Annotated in this window: 20 protein-coding genes and 4 pseudogenes; 11 read left to right on the forward strand and 13 right to left on the reverse strand. The window is 55.8% G+C overall.

Annotation, left to right across the window (positions count from 1 at the left end):
- Positions 1-223: 223 nt before the first annotated feature.
- Both FHT77_RS22920 and FHT77_RS22925 read right to left on the reverse strand, forming a co-directional pair.
- Positions 224-1993: a hypothetical protein gene (locus tag FHT77_RS22920; protein ID WP_246720081.1), complete on the reverse strand. Its 1770-nt coding sequence runs from the start codon at positions 1991-1993 to the stop codon at positions 224-226.
- A gap of 150 nt (positions 1994-2143) precedes the next feature.
- Positions 2144-2620 carry a nuclear transport factor 2 family protein gene (locus FHT77_RS22925; RefSeq protein WP_246720094.1) on the reverse strand — a complete coding sequence of 159 codons (477 nt, stop codon included), beginning with the start codon at positions 2618-2620 and terminating at the stop codon, positions 2144-2146.
- Positions 2621-2957: 337 nt separating this feature from the next.
- Between FHT77_RS22925 and FHT77_RS22930 the strand changes: the two genes are divergently transcribed.
- The 3 genes from FHT77_RS22930 to FHT77_RS22940 all read left to right on the forward strand — a co-directional run bounded on the left by FHT77_RS22930 (position 2958) and on the right by FHT77_RS22940 (position 8682).
- Positions 2958-6107 carry an adenylate/guanylate cyclase domain-containing protein gene (locus FHT77_RS22930; RefSeq protein ID WP_183757144.1) on the forward strand — a complete coding sequence of 1050 codons (3150 nt, stop codon included), beginning with the start codon at positions 2958-2960 and terminating at the stop codon, positions 6105-6107.
- Between the two features lie 88 nt (positions 6108-6195).
- On the forward strand, positions 6196-7491 hold the full coding sequence (locus tag FHT77_RS22935) for a serine hydrolase (protein WP_183757145.1): 1296 nt from the start codon (positions 6196-6198) through the stop codon (positions 7489-7491).
- 546 nt (positions 7492-8037) lie between these two features.
- Positions 8038-8682, forward strand: coding sequence for a hypothetical protein (locus tag FHT77_RS22940; protein ID WP_183757146.1), 645 nt, complete (start codon positions 8038-8040; stop codon positions 8680-8682).
- 69 nt (positions 8683-8751) lie between these two features.
- On the opposite strand, the gene FHT77_RS22945 is transcribed toward FHT77_RS22940, so the two are convergent.
- Together FHT77_RS22945 and FHT77_RS22950 are read right to left on the reverse strand one after the other, a co-directional pair.
- Positions 8752-9045, reverse strand: a complete 294-nt coding sequence (locus tag FHT77_RS22945) for a hypothetical protein (RefSeq protein WP_183757147.1) — start codon at positions 9043-9045, stop codon at positions 8752-8754.
- Between the two features lie 149 nt (positions 9046-9194).
- Entirely contained in the window at positions 9195-9485 is a 291-nt protein-coding gene (locus FHT77_RS22950) for a hypothetical protein (RefSeq protein ID WP_183757148.1), read from the reverse strand.
- A 290-nt stretch (positions 9486-9775) separates the two neighbouring features.
- Between FHT77_RS22950 and FHT77_RS22955 the strand changes: the two genes are divergently transcribed.
- Positions 9776-10615, forward strand: coding sequence for an Eco29kI family restriction endonuclease (locus tag FHT77_RS22955; RefSeq protein WP_183757149.1), 840 nt, complete (start codon positions 9776-9778; stop codon positions 10613-10615).
- 277 nt (positions 10616-10892) lie between these two features.
- Positions 10893-11462 carry a Panacea domain-containing protein gene (locus tag FHT77_RS22960; protein ID WP_183757150.1) on the forward strand — a complete coding sequence of 190 codons (570 nt, stop codon included), beginning with the start codon at positions 10893-10895 and terminating at the stop codon, positions 11460-11462.
- 1073 nt (positions 11463-12535) lie between these two features.
- Here the strand turns inward: FHT77_RS22960 and FHT77_RS22965 are convergent.
- Positions 12536-12829, reverse strand: a pseudogene (locus FHT77_RS22965) (transposase); the annotation flags it as partial.
- Between FHT77_RS22965 and FHT77_RS22970 the strand changes: the two are divergent.
- Positions 12821-13627: an IS110 family transposase gene (locus FHT77_RS22970; protein WP_246720096.1), complete on the forward strand. Its 807-nt coding sequence runs from the start codon at positions 12821-12823 to the stop codon at positions 13625-13627. The pseudogene FHT77_RS22965 and the gene FHT77_RS22970 overlap by 9 nt on opposite strands.
- Positions 13628-14116: 489 nt before the next feature.
- On the forward strand, positions 14117-15172 hold the full coding sequence (locus FHT77_RS22975; RefSeq protein ID WP_183757151.1) for a hypothetical protein: 1056 nt from the start codon (positions 14117-14119) through the stop codon (positions 15170-15172).
- Between the two features lie 67 nt (positions 15173-15239).
- Here the strand turns inward: FHT77_RS22975 and FHT77_RS32075 are convergent.
- Positions 15240-15402: pseudogene (locus FHT77_RS32075) on the reverse strand (DUF1127 domain-containing protein).
- A 466-nt stretch (positions 15403-15868) separates the two neighbouring features.
- Positions 15869-16111 carry a DUF982 domain-containing protein gene (locus tag FHT77_RS22985; RefSeq protein ID WP_183757152.1) on the reverse strand — a complete coding sequence of 81 codons (243 nt, stop codon included), beginning with the start codon at positions 16109-16111 and terminating at the stop codon, positions 15869-15871.
- Between the two features lie 688 nt (positions 16112-16799).
- Here FHT77_RS22985 and FHT77_RS22990 point away from each other — a divergent pair.
- The gene (locus FHT77_RS22990) at positions 16800-17063 is read left to right on the forward strand and encodes a DUF982 domain-containing protein (protein ID WP_183757153.1); all 264 of its coding nucleotides are present in this window, start codon (positions 16800-16802) and stop codon (positions 17061-17063) included.
- Between the two features lie 287 nt (positions 17064-17350).
- Here FHT77_RS22990 and FHT77_RS22995 read toward each other — a convergent pair whose 3' ends face one another.
- The 3 genes and pseudogenes from FHT77_RS22995 to FHT77_RS23000 all read right to left on the reverse strand — a co-directional run bounded on the left by FHT77_RS22995 (position 17351) and on the right by FHT77_RS23000 (position 18327).
- The gene (locus FHT77_RS22995) at positions 17351-17644 is read right to left on the reverse strand and encodes a YkgJ family cysteine cluster protein (RefSeq protein WP_183865146.1); all 294 of its coding nucleotides are present in this window, start codon (positions 17642-17644) and stop codon (positions 17351-17353) included.
- Positions 17634-17922, reverse strand: a pseudogene (locus FHT77_RS32080) (hypothetical protein). Before FHT77_RS32080 ends, FHT77_RS22995 begins: the two are co-directional and overlap by 11 nt.
- A 213-nt stretch (positions 17923-18135) precedes the next feature.
- Positions 18136-18327 (reverse strand): hypothetical protein, encoded by a 192-nt coding sequence (locus tag FHT77_RS23000; protein ID WP_183757154.1) that lies wholly within the window; start codon positions 18325-18327, stop codon positions 18136-18138.
- 111 nt (positions 18328-18438) lie between these two features.
- Here FHT77_RS23000 and FHT77_RS23005 point away from each other — a divergent pair, with 111 nt between their 5' ends.
- The gene (locus FHT77_RS23005) at positions 18439-18612 is read left to right on the forward strand and encodes a hypothetical protein (protein WP_183757155.1); all 174 of its coding nucleotides are present in this window, start codon (positions 18439-18441) and stop codon (positions 18610-18612) included.
- 19 nt (positions 18613-18631) lie between these two features.
- Here FHT77_RS23005 and FHT77_RS23010 read toward each other — a convergent pair whose 3' ends face one another.
- On the reverse strand, positions 18632-18841 hold the full coding sequence (locus FHT77_RS23010) for a cold-shock protein (protein ID WP_183757156.1): 210 nt from the start codon (positions 18839-18841) through the stop codon (positions 18632-18634).
- Positions 18842-19660: 819 nt separating this feature from the next.
- The gene (locus FHT77_RS23015; RefSeq protein WP_183757157.1) at positions 19661-20224 is read right to left on the reverse strand and encodes a DUF308 domain-containing protein; all 564 of its coding nucleotides are present in this window, start codon (positions 20222-20224) and stop codon (positions 19661-19663) included.
- A gap of 115 nt (positions 20225-20339) precedes the next feature.
- On the opposite strand from FHT77_RS23015, the gene FHT77_RS23020 reads away from it, so the two are divergent.
- Positions 20340-20939, forward strand: a complete 600-nt coding sequence (locus FHT77_RS23020; protein WP_183757158.1) for a TetR/AcrR family transcriptional regulator — start codon at positions 20340-20342, stop codon at positions 20937-20939.
- A gap of 655 nt (positions 20940-21594) precedes the next feature.
- Positions 21595-22062 carry a hypothetical protein gene (locus tag FHT77_RS31540; RefSeq protein WP_246720098.1) on the forward strand — a complete coding sequence of 156 codons (468 nt, stop codon included), beginning with the start codon at positions 21595-21597 and terminating at the stop codon, positions 22060-22062.
- A gap of 149 nt (positions 22063-22211) precedes the next feature.
- Here the strand turns inward: FHT77_RS31540 and FHT77_RS23030 are convergent.
- Positions 22212-22293 (reverse strand): annotated as a pseudogene (locus tag FHT77_RS23030) (IS5/IS1182 family transposase); the annotation flags it as partial.

The following is a 22293-nucleotide window of genomic DNA, read 5'->3' on the forward strand; positions in this document are numbered from 1 at the left end:
ACGCAGATCCACACCGCCAGCATGAGGCCCAAGGCGCGGCTGTGACTTCCGCTTAGCCGATCTCAACAATTGCAGCTGACCTTGCCAGGTCGGTTCTATCGTAGCCCATTCGACGAGAGATTCACGATACGCGGTACGACCATCTCAGGCTGTTGGGATTCTTGTTGTAAGCCCCTGCGACGCATAACCAGCGCGCTATAAAGCGAAACTCCAGTCGGCACACTCACCTGGCACACGGAAAATCATAGTCGACGAGATGGTCAGCATGACCGTACACAACACCCGTATTGTCGAAGCAGAACCGCTTTGGCACCACGCGGATGAGATATCTTTTTCCGCAAACAGCGGGAATGGTAATCGAGTAGCTCCGAGGCCCCTTCGCTGGAGGTGTATCGCTCCATTTCCGATGCCCACTATACGATGCATTTAGGAGGAGCAGTGTGTCGTTCCGTAATTTGAAAACGCTGCCGAGCGACGGAGAAGCCTCGGTCGCCTTCACGTCAGCCATGCTGGGATAGTCGGTGGTTGCTGGCGGAGCTTGTGCGACAGGGATTTCTTTCTCCCTCACTGCAATATCAAAACGCACATCGTCTCTCTCGGGTACATCGCCATAGCCGTTGAGATACCGCCAAGTCAGGTGCAGGGCGCTCTGGAAACCATCGGTGTTTGCCATAGTCATCGGAGCAATCGAGAAGTCGAATGGGACGAAGGTGTCAGCACCGGCACCGGGCGCTGGACAGCCAGTGAACAATGGGCGGTAATTGCATGTCTTTCCACCGTTTTCCCACGCACACTCACTGAGTTGGTCCCACTCCGCAGCTGTGAGCCTGCTCGAGCCTTTCGAGAGATTGCCCCCATGATCCGGGACCATCCATGGCATAATGCGGCCATCGCCAGATGTCGAAGCCCAATCCGTTCGGTGATCTTGAACGGGTTGGAGCGCCGCATTTTCCTGAACTATCCCCACAGATTGCCCAAGGGTCGGATCCTTGACACCGGCTGGCATAGCTACCGCATCTGCGGCAAAACGCTTGCCGGATTCCATCGTCGTCAGCGAATGGCAAGCGAAGCAGGGATGTCCCTTAATTGCAAAAGCCTTCGCGCGCGCCATGGAGACCCCGTGCGTGGACACGTAGCCCGAGCCGATGACACGAAACGGCAAGTCGACCCTGGCGATCCTCGCCGTCAGGAAGTTGCCAAGACTGAAACTCCGCGCCCTGCTATCGAAGTAACCGACCCTGGCTTGCTGAATGTGCGGGTCTATGACGGTTGGTTTCTTGTTGTCGTGACACGAGACGCAGTCGACGGCAAAGGTCTTGTCATACAATGCTTCAGCATCTCGTCGTCCGATCGTATCACCATAAGACTGCCCACCGGGAGGAGGGAAGCTGTTTGACCAATCGAAGACGGCGCGATCCTTGCGACCGTCGAGGAACGCGATCTCGCCGGTCACGGAGTTAAAACCGATTGCGCTATAGCGCGAAAATCGAGGATCGGATTCTGTCCAGTACGGGTCGGCGTGGACCTTCAAGTCACCCGAAGACTTCCTGCATAAGAAAAGCCACTCGACATGGTTTCGTTGGACGCGGCTGATGCGCGAATTTAGCCCGCAGAAGGTAACGCCGCCCGCCAGGGAAGGCTTGTCGCACTTTGTTATCTCCTTCGTCCACTTTACGAGACGGCCATCTGCGTCACGATGGGAGAACTTAAGGGGAGAGCCGGGCTCAAATGGATTGGGCTCCAATTCGACGGAGTTACCGTCAACTTCGAGGCCAAGCCGCTTCGATTCCGGACCCGTGCAATCACCATCGGGGATCGGCCCAAAGACAGATCTGGCTTCGTCACCGAACCTGTTGATGGGATCGGCATTCAATCCCGCGGGAGCCCAAAGGATTTCTTCATTCAAACGTCGAACTGCATCGACTAAGTGGCCCTCGTCCAGCTGAGGCAAAGATGATAGCGACGTCGCTCCGCTTTGGACGCCCGCTAGCATGGCATCATCCGCCAGCCGCTGCCGATCGGATCCTCCGGAGTCAACGCTGGTCGCCCCGATCTGTGTCGCCAGGGCTAACACAAGCGAAATTGCGAATATCGGCCACCGCGGGTGTTCCACGATTTCTTTCCATCCGCCAACCGAGCGAACCTATCGAGCCCTGATCTGGATCCCTTGCGGATCAGTCACGACTGTAAGGGATCGGAATTTGAGCCCCGTGCCGAAAGGATCTTCCGCGATCGTCGCGTAAAGCGTGGCCATGTAGTCGACTTCCGGGGGCGCTTGGGTGGCTATTACTTGGGTAAAGACGACAGAGGAAATGAGCACCTCAAAAGTTCCATCAGATATATTCTTCCGGATCAGGATGTTGCCAAACAACCGCCGTGCCCGTTTTTTCTCTGCCTCGAGCTTCTTAAACGACGCGTCGAGCTCCTCCGCAACGTCCTTTCCGACCGCGTTAACTTCGCTTTCTGCGACGCCAAGCTGGCACAGCAAGTACGTGCCATCTCCGGCGAACAGAGCACCTACGGCGTCTTTCCTTCTGTTATCCATCAGCCAAGCATACCGGGATATAAAATCCTCAACCGCGGTCCGTTCGTCAGCTGTCGGCATGGCAAGGTTTGCCATGTTGAAAAACTGGTCTCCGTCTCCCAAACTCGGGGACGGACACTGTTTGGCTTGCGCCCACGCGTCCCCAGAAATGCCAACGAAAACAAATGCCACCAAGGCTACAGTTCTTAAAAACGAATTCATAGCGCCCTCCATGAGTTCACAAAGGGATCGGACCGCTTACAGTCCCGTCCCAATCCCAAGCCTCGTAGATCTGCACGGCTCTGTTCGCCCTCGGATATCTCGAAGGCATGCCTGAAATCATTGAATAACCGCTTTGGGTAGAGTAGCTTCAACTAATACACTAAGCAAGTTCTGGTAGTGCCCGTCAGCTACGCAATTAGATGGAGCAGCGATGAGTGACATCAGGCGATGGCTGGCTGATATCGGGCTGGACAATCTCGGTGACCAGTTCGAACATTCCCAGATCGACCTTGAAAGCTTACCGCTTCTAACCGAGCGCGATCTACGCGAAATGAGAATTCGCACGGGCCCGAGACGCAAGCTTCTTGCCGCCATTGCTGAGATGCGGACACCACGGCAAACCGATAGAAGAAATCCGGTTGAACGCCGTCAACTGACGATTCTCTTTTGTGACATGGTAGGGTCGACCGAGTTCGCGGCGATCCTTGATCCCGAAGACTTCAGCCATATGACACAACAGTACCTCGCGCGTTGCAGTGCGCTGGCTAAGTCCCACGGGGGATACGTGGCAAACTACGTCGGCGACGCGTTCCAGGTGTTGTTCGGATACCCAACAGCCGAAGAGGACGACGCCGAACGCGCGTTGCAGCTGGCTTTCGATATTTTCGCCTCGGTGTCGCAACTCAAATCTCCCGAGGGCACGACACTTCACGTGCGGATTGGCATCGCCACGGGTCTGGTGGTTGTAGGGGATATTGAAGGCGCTCCGGCGGGCGTCTCAACAGTCGCGTTCGGGCCCGTCCCCAATCTTGCGCAAAGGCTGGAGACGCTGGCGGAACCGGATACCATCCTGGTTGATCAAAACACTTACGATGCAACTGCCCGCACCTTCGCGTTTTCGGATCTCGGCACCAGAACGTTAAAGGGCTTCCCACAGCCCATCCACGTTCGACAGCCCATTAAGGCGTTGGCGAGTGCGTACAGGTTTTCCGGGGAATCGCGGCTGACCCGATTGGTTGGAAGGAAGACGGAGCTTGACCGTCTGGCGGCTCAATGGCGTCAGGTCATGCTTGACAAGCGCGGTAATGTAGCGGCGATCAGCGGAGAACCGGGCATCGGCAAGTCACGGCTCGTTTTCGAACTCCAAAAGCGCCTTGGGGATACGAAGGCCCTCATCGCTCAATGTTCGCCGGCGTTCTCAAACAGCGCGCTTTATCCTTTCCTGCGGCTCCTCAAACAAGAAACGGGAATATCGGATGGCGAAGCAGCAAACGTCACCTCGGAGCGGCTCACAGCTTTCCTATCGCTGACGGGGGTGCCTGTGCACGTCGGATATCCAATCTTCGCACGGCTGCTGGCGCTGGACCAGCCTGGATCTCCGCCTTCCGAGCTCGGCTCTGCCGAACAGGAATATACAATAACCAACGCTTTTTCGGGCTGGCTCCAACACCTGTGCATCGATGGACCGCTTTTGCTTGTTGTCGAAGATGAACAATGGATCGACCCCTCCTCGAGGAGGCTTTTGCAGGCCTTGGTGAACGCCGTTGCCTCGGCACCTATTCTCCTTGTCGTGACCTCTCGCAACAAACCGGCGTTGGAGGTGAGTATTCCTGAATTCCAACACCTCAAACTTACGAGACTTTCGCGCGATGAATCCGGTGAACTGATCGAGAGCTTGGCGGAAGCTGCGGGCCTCCATCTGCAAGTCGCCAGCAAGGTCCTTGACAAAGCCGAGGGTGTGCCTTTGTTTTTGGAGGAGCTTGCGCGGTCCACATTGGATGACGTCACTGAGGTCGCGGATCACGGGCCGGATCGAGCTGAGAAGCGGGTTAACGTTCCCGTTTCCCTGCAGTCAGCACTGCTCTCCCGCCTCGACAAACTCGGCCGGGCGAAGACTGTCGCACAGACAGCGGCCGTGATCGGGAGAGAGTTCGATCTCAACACTCTTGCCCACGTCGTTGGCGTTACGGCCGAAACTCTACGCCCAGAAATAGACCAATTGGTCGATGTCGGTCTCGTTGCCCCGCAACCCTTCAGCAATTGGCCGCGCTATACTTTTTCTCACAGCCTTCTTCAGGAAGCGGCGTGTGGCGCATTATTGCGTGACAGGCGTCGGCAACTTCATGCGTTGGTGGCGCAGGCGATCGAACTGATCGAACCAAAAACGGTGGTCGAACACCCCGAAATTCTTGCCCAGCACTATGATGAGGCGAGCCTTTTCGAGCGCGCCGCTGACTGCTGGATGAGCGCAGGAAGAAAGCTGGCCGCAACATGGGCGAAGGTCGAAGCCGCGAACATGTTCCAGAAGGGCCTCGAGTGCGTAAGGAGAATGCCTCCCTCTAAAGTTCGCGATCGAAAGGAACTAACCTTGGAGCTCGAACGGGGCGACGTCCTCTACGCGGCGTACGGGTACATAACGGCAGAGGGCAACGCCGCCTATAGAAATGTCATGACGCTCAGCGAAACGGTCGGCGATACGGCTGCAGCGATCAACGCGCTCGACGGCCTGTTCGGGACCGCGTTCAACTCCGCGCGGTTTTCCGACGCGGAATGGGCAAGCAAGCAGCTCAGGGGAATTGGCAGCAGGGAGAACAATATCAAGGCGTTGGTGCTCGGACTCCAGTTCGGCGGTATGTGCGCGTTTGTGAGAGGTCGATTTCCGCAAGCCCGTGAGGCATTGGAGGTCGCTCTCTCCTATAGCGGCAGCGCTGGCCAGATCGGCAGCGATTTTCCAAGCATGGCCATGGTCTATCTCTCTTGGACCTTGCACATGCTCGGCGAGGAAGACCAAGCGTTGGAGCAATTCCTAGACGCGGAACGGGAGGCGCGAGGCCAAGTGGATTATCGCGTCGCCGCTTGCCTTGGCAACGGCTGCATCCTGATGTCGCTCCGCCAGGACACTGCTACACTCCAGAGACTGGTAGACGAACTAATACCGCTTGCGACACGTAACGGATTTCAGCTTTGGCTGAAGATGGCTACGTTCTTCTCCGGCTGGGCGAAGGTTGCCGCCAGCAATGACTCGTCCGGGATCGCGCAGATGCAGCACATTTGCGACAACATGGGCGAACAAGAAGTCGACAAGACATGTTACCTCGGCGTACTGGCGGACAGCTATCTTCGAGTGGGTGCGTTTGCCGAAGCTAGGAGCGTTGTCCAGGGAGCGTTAACCCTTGGAGAACGAACCGGCGAGCACTATTACACTGCGGAACTCTTGCGGTTACGCGGAGAGTTGGAGATTAAGGCCGGCCGTCTTGGCGATGCCGAGGGTTTCCTCCGAAAATCAATCGAATTTGCCGTCGCTCAGGGAGCCAGGGTCTGGGAGGCCAGAGCCCGGCAATCGCTTAACATCTTGGGGTAGAGGTATTTTCCCAGCCGTCACAGCTGGCAGATCACTTCTACCTCGGTTTCCCAGTATTTAACGCGGATTTGCGAAATCGGAGCTCACAATGAACGTGTGGATGCCCTTTGAGATCAAGGTATCACAGAGCAAAACTGCGCAAGAATACAGGTATGGCGGAAACGCCTTGTGGGTGTTTCGGCGCCTCGCCGCCTCCCTAATCGGGGCCTCTCTCTTGACCGCGCCACTACCGGCATCCGCGAAGAACGCGACAATTCACCCACCACCGCAATCCGTCGACCTCCCACGCGGCCAGGAGATCGGCGACATCACGTATCAATGCGACGGAAAAGGTCCGGCAACATGCCACCTTGCGGATTTCATGACGCGCGCGAAGGTCTGCGCCTTGATCGTCGTTAAAGCGGACGCATTCACCTTTGAGAAGTACGACGAGGAGAAAGGATTTTGCCGGGATGACGAAGCCCCACCCAATGGCCCAACAAAACTCTATGGTATCGCGTCGGTCACGAAGTCAATCACCTCAACGCTGCTCGGACATGTCCTTTCCGTCAAGCGCGGCGCTCGCACACGAGCGGACTTCGACGCTGAGCTTAGTCAACCAGTGGTTCAATACATTCCTGAGTTGGCCAATGCCATTCCCAGTGGCTACAGTCGAGCAACAGTCGATCAGGTGCTTCGCATGCAATCCGGCGTCTGGTGGAGTGAATACGGATGGTATGGCTTTTTCCCTGGGGCGGTGCTGTTCGACAAGCAGGTCCGCACCGGGATGACGGAGAGCGTGATCGACTTCGCGCACCGTTTCATCTTGCGCTCCGGACCGCCCCGGAATTTGTTCAACTATTCCGCGCTGGACGCTGCCATCGCGGCTGCGGTCGCAGATCGTATGCTCGGCGAAACCCGCTTAACCGACTTTTTCGAGAAAGGGATTTGGGCTTCGATCGGTGCCGAGCAGCGGGCAACGTGGGGTGTGGACAACACCGGACTGGCCGTGGGGCCATGCTGCTTCAAGGCGACGCTCCGTGATCTCGCCCGGTTCGGCTTGTTTGTTCTCAACCAGGGTCGGGACCATTCGGACCGCCAGATCGTGCCCCAAGCCTGGTTCGATCTGGCGACAAAACCTTCTTCAGACCCGAACAACGGGATCGCGGCCGATAACAAGTATCAGAAAACCGACTGCCCACTGAACTACGGATACTTCTGGTGGCTGACAAAGGGCACTGATTTCACGGCCGTTGGTCGCGACGGTCAGTTCATTCACATCTATCCGGACAGTAAAACAGTCATCGTTCAAATCAGCGACTGGAAAGCCTGGACGAACGGTGATGCGTTGGAATGTGAAGCGTTCCGGGCGCACGACGCGCTGGTATCTGCCACCGCCCGGTGAACACTCTGTCGGTCCCGGAGGACCAAGCTTCTCGTTCATCACCGCGAGCCACGCTTCCGGCAGAGAGGAAACGTATCACTAAGCGCCAGCGACGTGGCAAGGCTTTCGACTTGGGCTGAAGAAAGCGACCGACCGTCTCGGCGGCGTCCGGATCGGCTTCCCATGCGCGTCCGTCTAACGCCGGAACAGCGTCCAGCGCCGCCAGCCCTTATCGGACGTCCCGTTTCTCCAGTGGGTCCTGCTGGTGTAGAGGCTCGGGATTTTCACCGAAGCGAGCCTCTGGCGATGGTTTGCATTGTTGCCTTGTCCCTTCCCACACAGTGTGCCGCCGGACAGCCATTTACATAAGAAAGGCGCTGCTCAATGATGGGACGGCACAGTTTCGAGGGCATACGAATGCAGTCGACAAGTCCGCGAGCGCCGGGGCGCACGAGAAGTATCATTTTCGCAGGCCTCCTGACAGCTGCGATCCTTTTGGCCGCGACGCTGGTGGGTTGGTACGCTCATCCCGAATCCTGTGGCGGCGTGACAGGGTCATACTCGTGCATGAGCGCCGCGGACTGGGGTACTTTCCTATCGGGTGTCTTCGCACCGATCGCGTTTATTTGGCTCGTCGCCGCCGTTTGGATCCAATCGCAAGAGCTCGCCGAGCAGCGCGAGGAGCTGCGGCTTACACGTTTGGAGTTTGAGGAAAACCGCGAGGTCATGCGTCAGCAGGCAGAGGAAGCAAAGAAGCAGGCAGAGTTTGTCGGCATGCAGACAAGCATTCTCAAACACCAGGAGGAGGACCGAGTCATCGCGCAAATGCGGGGAGACTTTTCTGAACTCGTCCGCGAACTCGCGGGGCTCATTAGCCAACACTTCAAGGACGTTGGAATTGTGGAGGGTACATCGGCGAGTGGCAGAAGAGCTGCGAGCGTCTATCAGGGTCTAGGCGTTGAAGAGAAAATCCTCATAAGCTTTTGTAAGCACCTTGCCGACAACCCCGCAAACCGCGGGCTGATGCCCCCGTATGCCTTTGTCCCGGCAATCCTAGACAAGGCGAAGGCCGCGGACGCTCTAGCAGCTCGGATTATCGCTCTGTCGGAAGAGCTCGGGCCTATCCAACAAAGTACGGTCGCCCGGCTGGAAATCAAACGGCTGAGCGCGAACATTCGCGCTCTCCTCGAGGGAAACTGGCCGCTGACGTGAGCTGGGCGCTGCCGCGGCGCAAGGAGGCTTTGCTACGGCAGAAGCCGTCTCGATCCCATCGACGGGGTCTTAACCGTTTTTAGCCAAGCGGACCTCTAGGTCCCGAAAGACATCCAGCCGTTCCGTGACAGCGTTTGAAAGGTATTGCGCTTCACGCCACGCGAGCTGCAGCGCGACCTTAGCATCCTCTGTTTTGCGTTGGGTGTCGAGCGTGGTTTTGTCGTCATAGTTGATCGCTGCTGAAGCTCGCGCATCCTCTGCTGCCGCTAGCACAACGGCGCCGGCAAACGCGTGGACAAGAAGCTCGGTGTCGGCCCGCATGACCTCCAGGCGATTAACTGTCGCATTCAAAAGTTCGCTCATCTTTTTAATCCCAACCATCTCTGTTTCTAAAATGATGAGTTTCGAACTTTGGAAAGGTCAACCCACTTTTCTCGGCAGTCGGAACGAATTCGCCCTCTTCGGGTACGCGAGCGCGTCTTTGTACAGCGATCTTCGAGCATAGTCGACGTTCAAGCGCGCTTTGGGGAGCGATTCACGGAAACGACACTGTCTCCTTGGTAAATGAAAGTGGGCTCCAGGAGCTCCGACGCCAAACGCGCTGTTACGCGACCGTGGGTGTTGGAATCCATCAAGACGTCCTTGATGCCGTCCAGCACATCGCTGTCGCTAGTGAAGCTTGCGTACAGCGCTTTGGCCACCCTCGCCCTGTAATCCTTATCGGTAGCGGCCAAGTGCTCCAGAATTTCATCGACGAGATCCCCGAGGTACTTTAGTTCTCCAAACTCCGTCAATTTTTCCATCTAGTGCGTCCCAACGACCCTTGCTGATTTAAATTCAATTACGGATCTTCGCGGGAGGCAACCCTGTTTTCCGGCGCGCATGTTGAGAATGACGGCACGACACGTGCGCTGCCATGATCGCGAACGGAACTTTCTGGGAGCGTCTCCTGATCCTGTCGAACAAGATATCGGCGCACAAAGATGACCGCTTAAATAGATTCACGAAAGTCACGACCACGCGATTGACGTCGCGAAAATTCCGGATCCACAATTGGTGACAGTAAGGGACTGACCGCTGCGTCAGATTAAAAATGTCATCAAAAAAGTTTGTTTCTCCCAACCGCCAGGAATCCGAGGAAGGTTGCTCGAAGCTTTCCACCAAAGGAAAAAAATATCCGAAGAAGCTCGTGGGATGCGCTGCGATACCATTGACGAAGGCTGCAGATTTGAGGGCGAAGACCATCGAAGGCAGAATTCGCGCAGGCGTTTATGCCATCTATCATGTGGGAGAAGGACCCCTTTACGGAGGCGCAGAGGTCTTCAGTGAACAAGGAGGGTTGGCCTACCCCATTTATGTTGGCAAAGCGGGAAGCGCGAGCAGTTCAAATGAGCGCACGGGGGCGCTGTTTCGGAGACTGCGCACTCATTTCATTTCCATCCGGTCTGCGAAAAATCTCCGGCTTCGCGACTTTCGTGTGCGCTACATCGAGTTGCAGGCTGACGAAATCGAAACGGCAGAGAGCGCACTTTGCGAATTCTTCCGACCTATCTGGAATTATGGCATCCGCGGGTTTGGCAATAAAATGCCCGGCAAGGGGCGACGGCAACAGCTAAAATCAGCCTGGGATACGATTCATCCAGGGCGAGGATATGGAGGACGAAAACGCCCAGTTGACCACACGGCGGTTCCCTTGCAGCAACAGATAGAGGACTACGTTGCACATTGGACGACAACCTGTCCCGCCGTTCAGAACATTGTCGAGCGCAGAATGCCGTCGTCTGGTGTTAACCGGCAGGCTGCCTGGTGGGTGCGACAATGCGCCTATACGGTCGGCGGCATACAAAGCCGTGCCGAATCGGAGGAAATTGCAGGTGACAGGAGTTTGACCCTCAAGTCCAGGCGGTTTGTGCCGGCCGTTAATCTGTCTTAGCTTCAAAGGAGGTTAGAGGGATAGACATGAAAGACGGCCATGGGAAGACAGTGGGATCTGCATGTGGGCAGCTCAGAGTTTGGCCAAAGAGGGAAAATCGGCAGCGCGCGCAGGCCTTTTTAAACGGCTCTCGCGCTGCCCTCGGGGCTGCGCCAGTTTTCGAGGTCCATAGGCCAATGCGAGCCAGCATTTTTTGCTCTTAGCAGAATCGCGACTATATTGTAGTAGAGTTGCAAACGAGAAGAACCAACCGCGAGGTTGAGGCGAGAGCGCAGTTATGAGCTATAATCCAACAAAGGCCGCCCAAGTAATCGCCCTGCTCCTGCTGAGGAGCAAGGCGAAGACAATGGACATCGTAAAGGTTGTAAAGCTCGTATACCTCTGTGATCGGGAATTCCTTCGGCGATGGGGTTTCCCAATTCTGGATGAAAATCGTGTCGCGATGAAGCATGGTCCGGTGAACTCCACGACCTACCGCTTAATAAATGGCGAAGCTGGGCCTGATCCCGAGGGATGGAAAAGCCTGTTGTCCGACCGGGCGCAGCACAAAATCGGATTGGCACGCGACGTGGGCCAGGACGAACTTGACCTTCTCAGTTCGGGTGAGATCGAGGCGATTGATGCCGTCTGGAAGCGATTTGGGGGAATGGGAACGTGGGAGCTCGTAAGGTGGACCCACCAGAAAGAAAACATACCGGAGTGGGAAGACCCCGGTGACACATCCAAGCCGATAACCTTGTTGAGCATCTTCAAAGCAATGAAGATGGAGAACGCGGAAGAAATGGTCGAAGCAATTGAAGATCATCGATATATCGACTCGATGTTCGACGAGATTCGAGTTCATTGACGGAATGTTCAAGAGAGGTACGCTTCTGATACCGTCCGGACCATCGCACGATCCGGACCGTAAGCATCTCCATGTGGTTTGCAATGACGCACGCGAGGACGGCACGCACCTCCTCGTATCCATCTCAAGCTGGCGCTCGAACGGTGATCCAACCTGTCAGCTACAAAGTCACGAGCACGATTTTTTAGATCGGCTGTCGTTTGTGGAGTACTAGTTACTCCGTAACGCGGCCAACTCAGGGAGCAAATGGGTCCCGATAATTGGCGTCTTGAACATCAGGTTGATCACTTAGCTGCCGAGCTTGGACACCCCAGGTCTCAGCCATAAATCGATCAAAGGCCGTCACCGAGTCGAATTTCATCTCGATTTGAGAAGCTTGCTATGCGGTTCGCGACTCGTGCTAGGCGCTGCTGTCAACTCCGGCTCATGAGCTGAACTGCAAGGCGTTTCGCATGGGCCAGCTGCTGGCAATTCCGAAGGCGCAATCTAAAAACGTGAATACGCGCAAATACAACCGCAAGGCAACACTACTCGTTAGACGCATTTCTAAAGGGAACTGGACGCAAATCAACGGGCCAAAATAGCTGTTTTTGGGCGCTATAGACGCAAATCTAAGGGCACGAGACACCGATCCGATGTTCGAGAGAATCTTCCATCGGTACGCTTGGCCGGTCTATCCGGGCTATTAGGTGCTTCCATTCAACCAATTCGCACCTACCTCACCTCGCCGCGTCGGGAGCATGTGTACGATTGCTAAGCAAGATCCAAAGGCGGTGGGTCGCCGCTAGGTAGATCCGGCCAGCCAGTCTCTTCCGCGACCATCCGCTCACGCCCTGAAGTCGGTTTCCAGTTTTTCGATAAGGGTTTCCGCTGCCCGTTGGTTCTACAAGGCCAAGTGATTCTTGCAGCTAACATTGGAAAGCCTCTCGCGCATCCCGGTCGAGGCTGACCTGTGCTCTTGCAAGATGTTGGCATTGGAGATCATGGATTCTTGAGATTCCATCATGGGTGAGTAGCGGCCCTGCGGCGACCGGATGTGATGAGGTGGAACGGCCCGCTCCGACAGCATCTAGTGCTAAAAACGTCGCATCGGCCTCGTCCGTCTTGCCGCGCTTGACGAAAGGTTTGACGTAAGCCGGCGGAATGAGACGCACATCATGACCAAGTTGAGCAATCTCCCGCGCCCAATAGTGCGCGCCACCGCATGCCTCCATGCCAACCAGGCACGGAGGCAGCCTTTCGAAGAAGCGCAGCACTTCCGTGCGCCCCAGTTTCCGATTGAACAGGGCCGAACCTTCATTGTCAGCGCCGTGAACTTGGAAGACGTGTTTGGCTAAATCCAACCCGATTGTGCTAGCTTGGTTCATGGAACGGTCTCTCCTTTCTGGCGTTCAAGCAACGACCAAGCCTTCAGCGAAGCGGTGATCCGCAAGACCATGCGCTTTGTCCCCATCAAGACCGCCGAGCAGCAAGCAGATGCGATGGTGCTGAAGACCCGTGCTCTTCTGGTGCAACAGAGGACGCAGTCGGTAAATGCCTTGAGAGCGCATTTGGCGGAATTGGGTATCATTGCAGCCGGGGGCGTTCCTAATGTCGCTGCCTTGATAGATATTGTTCGAGATGTCGAAGACACCCGACTACCAACGTCAGCACGCTTCGCCCTCACGGCCATCGTGGATCAGATCGACGCCTTGGCTGTTCAGATTGAAATGATCGAACGCACTATTGTCATCGAAGCAAAGCGCGATGAGACCGCGCGTCGGCTGACGACGATCCCAGGCGTTGGTGCCATTACGGCAACGACGATAAAAGCCTTGGTTCCGGATCCCGGTGGATTTAAGTCAGGTCGCCACTTCGCCGCTTGGGTGGGACTTACCCCTAGGCCTCACTCCAGTGGGGGCAAAGAGCGATTGGGCAGGATCTCTAAAATGGGCAATCCCGAGCTCCGTGTTCTTCTTGTCCTCGGCGCGACCTCAGCTCTGCGGATCGCGCGCAGAAGTGAGAAGGCACGGCCTTGGCTGAAAGCGCTACTTGCCAGGCGCCCATTCAAAGTGGCTGCGGTCGCGTTAGCTAATAAAATGGCTCGGATCATCTGGGCACTACTAACCAAGGGCGGGATCTACGATTCTTCAGATCTAACCTCGGATGCATTGCAGGCCGGATGAGTAGTGAGCCGATAGAACTGATCTGACCGGCGTCGGCGGCAGAAGCAAGGTGCAAAAGCAAACGATGAACCCATGGGACGAAATCCCGGACGAACGAAGCCGTCAACCTCAGTGCACTTCAAAGTGCGTGGATGTGATTTAGCTCCTCGTTCCGCGGATCTCATCGAGGCCAGTGGTCATGTACCGCATTCAAAGGCCGTACATATGAACGCACCGTCCGCGTGGATAAATCGGTTGAGAAGCCCCTTGCACCGCGGGCCGTTCCACATATGAGGTTGTATAGGTTCGAGAACGGATCGGTAGTTGCTATGGGCTCAAACCATGGATCCGCCCACTAAGGAGGAATTCAATGCCACTCAAATGATCCATTTGACAAAAGACCTGATGTGATGGGAACCGAAGCTTACGCCTCCAATTGGGGCCCATGATCTCGTTGCCGCAAGGCCGATTCCGAGCTATGCTGCAATGCAACACTATTGGGAGGTTGACATGCATACCTTGCCAGTAATTGCAGACGTCCAAATCGAACGCGCTTTGGCTTCACCGGCCAAGTTTGCCGACAACCCCTTCCGCACTTGGGCGCTTGACGCGCTACAGCGACGGAACGCCACTCTCGACGCAGTGTTCTACGATGTAAATGCAGTGACGCCTGAAGAAATCCCCGACGTTGCATTTTGGCTGGCTCGGGAAGGAGCCGTCATCCTTGTGCCTCCTTCGGGAGAGGGTCGCCTCAAGGTGTTTTTGACGCCTGAGGATTTTCTACGCCATTCCGACAGCGCCAACGCGCTGGCAATCGCTGGCGTCGGTAGTTCTGCGCTCGGAGCCGCCGCGTTCGCGCGAAATGTTGCCGACGGGCTTGGCGAACCCGTTGCCGCTGTTGTTTCAGGATACGGATTGGCGGACGTTTTGACCGAAGCACTCGGTGGCTTTTTCTGGTTCGGTGCGCTCAACAGCATCCGACATGTATTTGAGCCCATCGATGCATTCACGAAGATGTTTTCCAGCACAGAACAGCTTGAGCATGGTTACCTGTGGACACGAACAAGCCAGGATACCGAAACTGTGATCTCGTTGCTCGAGGACAAACGATTTGCGCCGCGTTTTCTTGTTGGGCATTCCAAAGGCAATCTTGTTCTCTCCGAGGCGCTCTACGCAATTGTCGATGAGCGGCCAGACCTGGCCGAGCAACTCTCCGGACGGTCGCGGATCGTCACGATCAGCGCAAAAGTCGGGATGCCTTCGCTTTTCAGGGATGTCGTGGACGTAATGGGTGAGTGGGACTGGTTTGGCGCCCTGAATTCGCGCCCTGACATTCCGGCGGATATCACGGTACCCAATGCTTGGCACAGCACCAATCCTGCATTTCCGATCGGAACAAGCATCAACGTTGCCAAAACGATCGAGAGCGTGCGCACGAAATTCCAACGCGCTCCGGTTGCGATGCGTGCCGCCAATCTGTCGAAAATTCTAGACGCTCCGCAGCGCACGGTCGCTTCGATGCGTTCGCGCTTGCAGAGCGATGGCCGCGAGAATGAACGTTGGTAGACCGCGCCGATGAAAAAAAGCACCCGTCTTGAAGCGAGCGTTAGAACAATGCTGCCGACGAGGCAGTTTAGCGGGTAGATGCAGCCTTCGCGACGTTGCGGATGTCCGCGCGGTCGATGCCGAGGTAGCGCAGTTCGCGGTTCGTCATGCCGCGGTTCGTCATGCGGCCGAGTTCAGACCGCCTGATGGTACTTGCGCTAATTAGTGAACGAGCGTGCTACATCCGTGATAATCCCATTTACCGGCTGCCAGTCCGTGGCGCTTCGTTCGCTTCGGTGGCCTCTGCATTCCATTGCAGCGCCAACTAACGATGCTAGTAATGCCCTAAACGCATAGCTTTAAAAGGCATCCAAGTTTAATCCGACAAAGTCACATGATCAATTCGTCAGCGTAGAAATTCGCTTCGAGCCAAGAGCGTGCGAGCGTAAGATCGAAGTTGTCGGGTGCCAAGCCATGCCCTGTTTCCAGCGAATGGTGGGTGATATCGGCTTTGGCTTTTGAAAGCTGCTCGGCAGGGAGCAGGGGGTAGTGTGGCCTGCGTCTGTTGTCGTGGAGCTGAGCCTTGAAATGATCAGCACGGGCTTGCGCGACAGTTCTGCAAGGACGGATCACTCGGCAATCACCTACGGGCGCAGCGGGTTCGCTCCAACAAGCAACCGCGTTACGACGGCAAGGTTCCCTCCCGTCAAGCCTTGGCTAGTGCACGTGCATATTGGCCGCCCCTATTGCTTCCAGAAACTTTGCACGCGCTACCTCGGTGTCGATTTGACCGGCGAGTGCACCTCGGCACGCGTTTCGCGCCTCGATGAAGGACACCGTTTCACAGTCCTCCCAGCTATCTTTCAAAAAGAGAACGGCGTCGAAGGCGCTCGTGACGAATTCGCTACCTCGCGAGCCCACCGAGATTTGGACGGGCTTTTCCCACTTGGCGATTGACATGACGATCTCCCCGTTGGCTCAAGCGACGGGCAAACGTGCAATTCTTGGAAAAGTTCCGTGCCCCTACCGCGGTCATGGATACTTCCTCTGCGAGGGCGCGGACGGCCGACAAGACCTGCGCCGACCGCCCACTCCTCGTGTGCTACCCAGCGCCCAAGAACATCAGCAGATACTAATGTGTTCCAGGCCTTCTCCCAACCTCGTCCAGGGAGAAGTGGCCCAAAAGTAAGAGTTTTATTCCTTTTGAATTGGTTGGGCTGTGGTTATCCTGTTGATAGTTGGTGAATCGTCCGCTTCTACCGGAACCTGCCCACGCACCGGTTGTCGAGGACGGGCGGCGCTGCGAGGACAAATTAGTGTGCCAGGTAGCAAATTCTCACGCCGGTCCAGAGCTCACTTCCGGCTGCAACTAGACTGCCAATCGATTGCTTTCCGCATCGCTAGTGATGCTCTTCACCTTGAGTGTGTCGGTGTGAAGGTCGGGTATGATATCGCGCGATCTGACGCCTTGGCCACGCTCTTTTGAATCGGGGCTCCCCGACGCCCCATCTCGAACGCTATTCCAACGTTGGCCTGTTCAAAGCCCGAGCTCCGGGCCCAGAGGCGTTCGAACTGACCGCCAAATGTCTTGAGGGTGGAACGCTTCTTGCACGGTTACTAATGTGTTTACCGCGAGGAGGCTTTTGTAATGAATTGGCACAGAAGCGATATTTTCGCTCCCCTGATGCTTGTAGTGGGTGGTCGAGAAAAATACAGACTTGTGAGTTCGCTTAGGGAGGCTGCGGAAGCTCTCATTGGTGACTGGCCATCTGACGACGGCGAGGAGTACATGGAAGCGGTAAAGATTTGTCTGGACGCAATCCACGGCAAGCTGACGGCGCATGAAGCACGTGAGGCACTCATTCGGGCTGCAGACGAAGCAGGAATTCCGGTAATCCGCGTTGTTCATTGAACATACGGTTGGGAGATGTTCCGTTTCAATCTAGATCTTGCCTTGTAAAAGCGATATCTTTGGTTGTACTGCGAGAGGTTCAAGGAAGTTGATTTCGCGTTTCGCGGGTGGAGGCGGCGGTGGAACAGATAGAGGCAATCGATCAAGCAAGAGCGGCGCATAAACAAAAAAGGCTCCGAGGCGGGGCCAAGTAAATCAGCTTACAAGTGAATCCTAACGTACAGCAAAGTACCCATTGCCTGGTGCACATCTACAGCTAATCGCGGGAAGAACCTGAGGCCCGCTCGCTAGAAACCAAATTTAGCCCGCGCGGTCTCACAAGCATCATCACCAGGAACACAAGCTCGACAGACATCTGGCCGAACTTCATAGACCAGGCATGCCGTGCTTATGCCGACTTCACCCGCCAACGCGGAGCATCGCGAGCCTTCGCAGCGCATGCCGCCTTGATCAGCTGCCACGTAGTAGCCGGGGACCAAAACCAGATCGTCATCAGCTTCCGTGGTGAACCTGGGCCACTCGGATGAGTATGAGCAGCACGCACCGCAGCTTTGGCAACCGACTTCGCCGTCAAACGCCACCCTCGCCCTCGTCGCGCGCGACAGACTTCCCGTGAGGCGAATACGCCGCGCCATCGGGTCGATCGAGAGTGTGAAGGAGGTCAAGTTCCCTAAGCCGCTCCACCGTCGCCGTTGTGACCGACTTTTACCTTGATTGGACGCTCTTTAAACCGGTGTGACCTTGCGTAAGTGATGGCAGCGTTAAGATGTGTCCAGGCCTTGCCATCTTGGGAATGCAAGTCGCCATCCTTGGCAAGCTTCAAGGCTTTAGCCTGAGACGGTGTCAACTCCACCGAAATGGCTTGGGAATTTGCGCTGACTTTCTCTTTCGCAATCAGAAACGGTCTCCTTTAATTTTCTTGGCTCCCAGAATTGGGATTTCGTCCTTAGTTTTGACGTGCCTAAACAACAGAATAGAGCCGGACACAAATCCGGCTCCACTGTGCTTCCATCTCGTCTCCGTGCCAGTATATCCGTGGTCAGGAAGGCGAAGGGATTTGGCGGCGGGCGTTCTAGGGCTTCCTTTCTTCGGACGGCTCTACGACAGGCTGCGCCAGTCTGAGCGCCCTAAGCTTTTGCGTTTTCTTGTCTCTTTCAGCAGCTTCGGCTTCGAGAATATTGCGAACCGTGGAATTCACCTGCGTCGCTTTCGCGTAGTCAGAAAGTTTGGCAGGGTTGAAAAACGCTTCTTTCGTGATGGTCATGACCTCACTCCCATTAAATCTGCATCCTCAAGCAAGCGATCAAGTTTTGCGGGAATTTCTACGCCCAGCGTCGGACTTGCCTCTGGCAGATGATGTCTTCGCATCGTACGCTTGGCCGAAATTCGTTCCGCCAAGGTGACCGCCACCACTGGTGTTCCTTACCTGGCGGAGAGCCCGCTGGATTTGTTGGTCGGCATTTGTCTTTTTCATTCGATCACTATCTCTGAAAACGAGGAAAGGAAGGGAGACCCGACCTTTGAAGGTTCGGTCGATGTACATCCCTGATAAAAGGCCGATGGGTAACTTAGGCAGCTTGCAGGTTTTCAGCGGCGCTCTTGCCCGAGCGGCTATCCTCGACGACGTCGAAGCTGATCTTCTGCCCTTCGGAGAGGAAACTCATCCCTGAGCGCTCGACGGCGGTTATGTGAACAAAGATGTCCTTGCTGCCGTCCGTAGGCTGGATAAAGCCGAAGCCTTTAGTGGTGTTGAAAAACTTAACGATACCTGTGTTCATGACGATTATCCTTTTCAATCGCACGATTGGTCGCTGCCCGACGAGAGCCATCGGCAGTCAATGATCGATGTCTGTAAGAAAAGGTTCGCCAGCTGCGTCGTGTAACGCAAAGCAAAGCTCAAAAAGCAAAAGTCGATGCTTTGTATATAATGAGCAAGAAAGTTATATTCAAGACGAGAGGCCCCGCCTAATTTCCCCGCGATATTCGACAGCCTTCGGCGGCTTCAAAGGAAAGAGCGTAGCTTTTGAAGCCACGCCCCGCTGTATAGCTTGGCGGCAGCTGACTACGCGGGAGATGACCGTGGCGCTTTCAGCAACGCAGCTTTTCGCTCTTCCTCGCGTCTGCCCAGCATCGCTATGTAGCGACTGCGCAGCGTTTTCATGTCGATTTCACCCTGCACCCATTTCTCAAGCCATGCTTGGAAGTCCATGGACCTCTCAACGGGCATTCCCGCTTTCTCAGCTCGCCTGAAAGCGGCTAGCCTCGATTTCCATATTGATCCCTCTAACAAGTGGAGGGGGCTTGGCGGGCGCCGCCCCGCTGCTTGAATTGTAATTCTGATTCAGGACCGCACTTCTCACTGGCGAATTGGACGTTGATTCAATGCTGTTACCAACCGGAAACAGCTCAACGATATCCTGGAGTGGGAATCGATACGCGGCACCACCGGCGTCGACATAAAGGTATCGGTCGTCTAGGCGCGAGCGAAAGCCCAGTCATCCAAACCATCGCAGTTGCACTGCCGACCGCAAGCATTGCCAGTGAGAGAGCGCGATCGTCATCCTGTCAACGCGATTGCTTTCGATCGAGCTCCGCAGTCAAATCGCGGAAGTTGCCGTCCCACGGCTAGAAACGGTCAACCAGATCGCCGAAACCGCAAAATAGAACGCACCAAATCCCGCATAGGGCGCGACGTCAAGAATCGATGGCGGCGTAGCACCTAACGACTGCGTGATCATGAACCCGCCAGCCAGGCACGACTGGCCCCCGCTCAGGATCATCGCCCATTGGGCACCATGATACTGCCACCGCCGGACACCTGTCATAAGCTGAAGCAAACCAGAAAAGATCGCCCAGACGCCAAATACGGCCAATATTGCGAATGCGCTTTCTGACGCTGCCACGACTACCGCTACCGTCGTTGCCGTGCTGACGAGAATGTTGAGGGTCTGCGAGCCATTCGCCTTGAATCCGCCATTTGAGCTAGCATCGACCAAGTTCGCGACGGCGTCCCATGCTGGATAGATTACGAGCAGACCCAATGCCCAGATTTGGTTGTCGGCAGTGATGATTGCGAGAGAAACCCACAAGATCGAGAAGGACGCACGCACGTAGTAGTACGATCGCAACCAATGGGATTGCCGGGTTTTCTGGCTTTTCATGCTTTGCTCCAATGCCGAGGCCTACCTTCTAGTAGGATGATTCATTCCTTATGTCAAACCTTTGATGATCGTATTTCATGCTTGACAACCTGCCTACCGATAGGTAGGGATGACTATGGAGACAACAACTTCGACCGCTGGAAAGATCTTGGACATCGCACAGTCCTTCATCGTGAAGGGCGGTTACAACGGTTTCAGCTACGCCGACATCTCAGGCGTCATTGGCATCCGCAAGGCTAGTATTCATCATCATTTCCCGACAAAGAACGAGCTGGTCGCAGTTCTCGTCGATCAGTACCGTAGGCAAGCATCTGATGGCCTCAATGGCTTGGACAAGAGCATTCCGAGCCCGCTGGATCGGCTTGAGGCTTATCTCAGTTTTTGGCAGAAATGCATCAAGGACGCGTCGGCTCCGATCTGCGTCTGTGCCATGCTCGCCAGTGAGATCGCTCTTTTGCCAGATGACATCGCTTCGCGGGTGCGTGCACATTTCCAGCGGTTGGCTGAGTGGTTGGCGGGCGTTTTGAAATCAGGGGCCGATCAAGGGGTATTCCGCATCGCCAATACACCTGGTCAGGAAGCGCAACTGTTCATGGCGGCCGTCCATGGCGCGATGTTGTCAGCGCGGGCACTGAATGATCCCAAGCTGTTCGGCATCATCACGAAGCCCCTTCTGGAAAGGTTGAAGGCGGTTGGTAATGAGCGTAATCCTTGAAACCAACCCATCGGCAGCTGAGTTTTATTGTTTCCGATCCCCGCAGCTGCGGAAAGCGATAGAACGCGAAGCAACGTCGCGTGCCAACGGGTGACGCTGCGCAAGCCATCGGACGATCAAGACGCAAACAGATGCTGTTTGCCTCGAGCGCGCCTCTAGTCGCAAACGTTCCTGTATAGTACCACCCGGTGCCCATGGCGGTATCCGTAGTATTTCCTGGTCCAGCAGCGTTGGGCATAGCGGCTTTCCGGGCCGTCATAGTCGTCATCGTACACATAGCGAGGCGAGTACCGATAGTCCCGCGCGGCTGGTGGATCATCGTGGTAGCGAGGCCCCGCGCCGTACTCAAAGTAGATCTGAGAGAATGCCGGCGACGCTGACAACGTGGTCGCCAGTGCCAGCGCCGCGATAACGAGCTTTTTCATATCTTCTTCCCATTGCAGTTAAATGTATTGTCCCTTGGTAAGGATGTCTCCCGCCTCAGGTGTAATACGTCATTGGTGTTGCGCTTGAACATCGGACCTAAGTCCGGCAGCGGTCAGACTTCGGTTTGGTCACCGTCAGGACCTTTGTCCGACTGTTCATGTTGATCCGACTCTGCATAGTCTTGCACGTCCCCAGCCCGTCGGACACCGGAGTACTCGGGGTGCCCGCCTTGAAATACACCAAGCGCGAACTTCGAACGACGATGGAGCCAGAGATGCGACAACGTGACGAAGCACTCACATCGGAAGATTTGTCGATCTGTGATGAAGTCCTGAACCACGTCGCGCAAAAGCATTCCATCGAAGATCAAGCCGATCGACTCCATCTTGCGGCTATTGTCATCGAGGTCTACCGGCAGGGAGTCCACTGTCCAGAACAGTTGACTGTGCTTGTCGATGCGTCCTGCGAAGCCATGCTTGAAATGAAGGGTTCCGGTCAGACGTCGGCTACGGCACCGCTCGAGGCCTCAATCCCCGGCAGAACTTGTCACAGCCAGTCTAGCCGGGTTCGCGAGCACCCCTGCCATCGAGAGCAATTTGCTGAGGCCGGTTCCCCATGTGAACCTCATCGGCACCTTCAAGGCGAACCGGAGGCGGCGGTCATCGGTCTGGATGGATCTACCGGAAGCGCTGCGTAAGGCTTTGGGCGCGCATCGATCCCCTAAGTGTATTGCCAGAAAGGCCGGAGCGCATGTCGAACATGGAAACCGGCCCCTTTCCTTCTTGGCGACCCCCTGCCGTCGTGCCTGATTGTGTAGGAGGCAGCGTCACTAGCTAGGCCGTCGACTCATAAACTCTGACACCAGATCCTTGCCGCGACGAGTTTGACCGCTGCGAGATAGTTTTCCGGGCGCTTGTCGTAGCGAGTA

The organism is Rhizobium sp. BK181 (genome assembly GCF_014193305.1).
Taxonomy (GTDB): Bacteria; Pseudomonadota; Alphaproteobacteria; order Rhizobiales; family Rhizobiaceae; genus Rhizobium.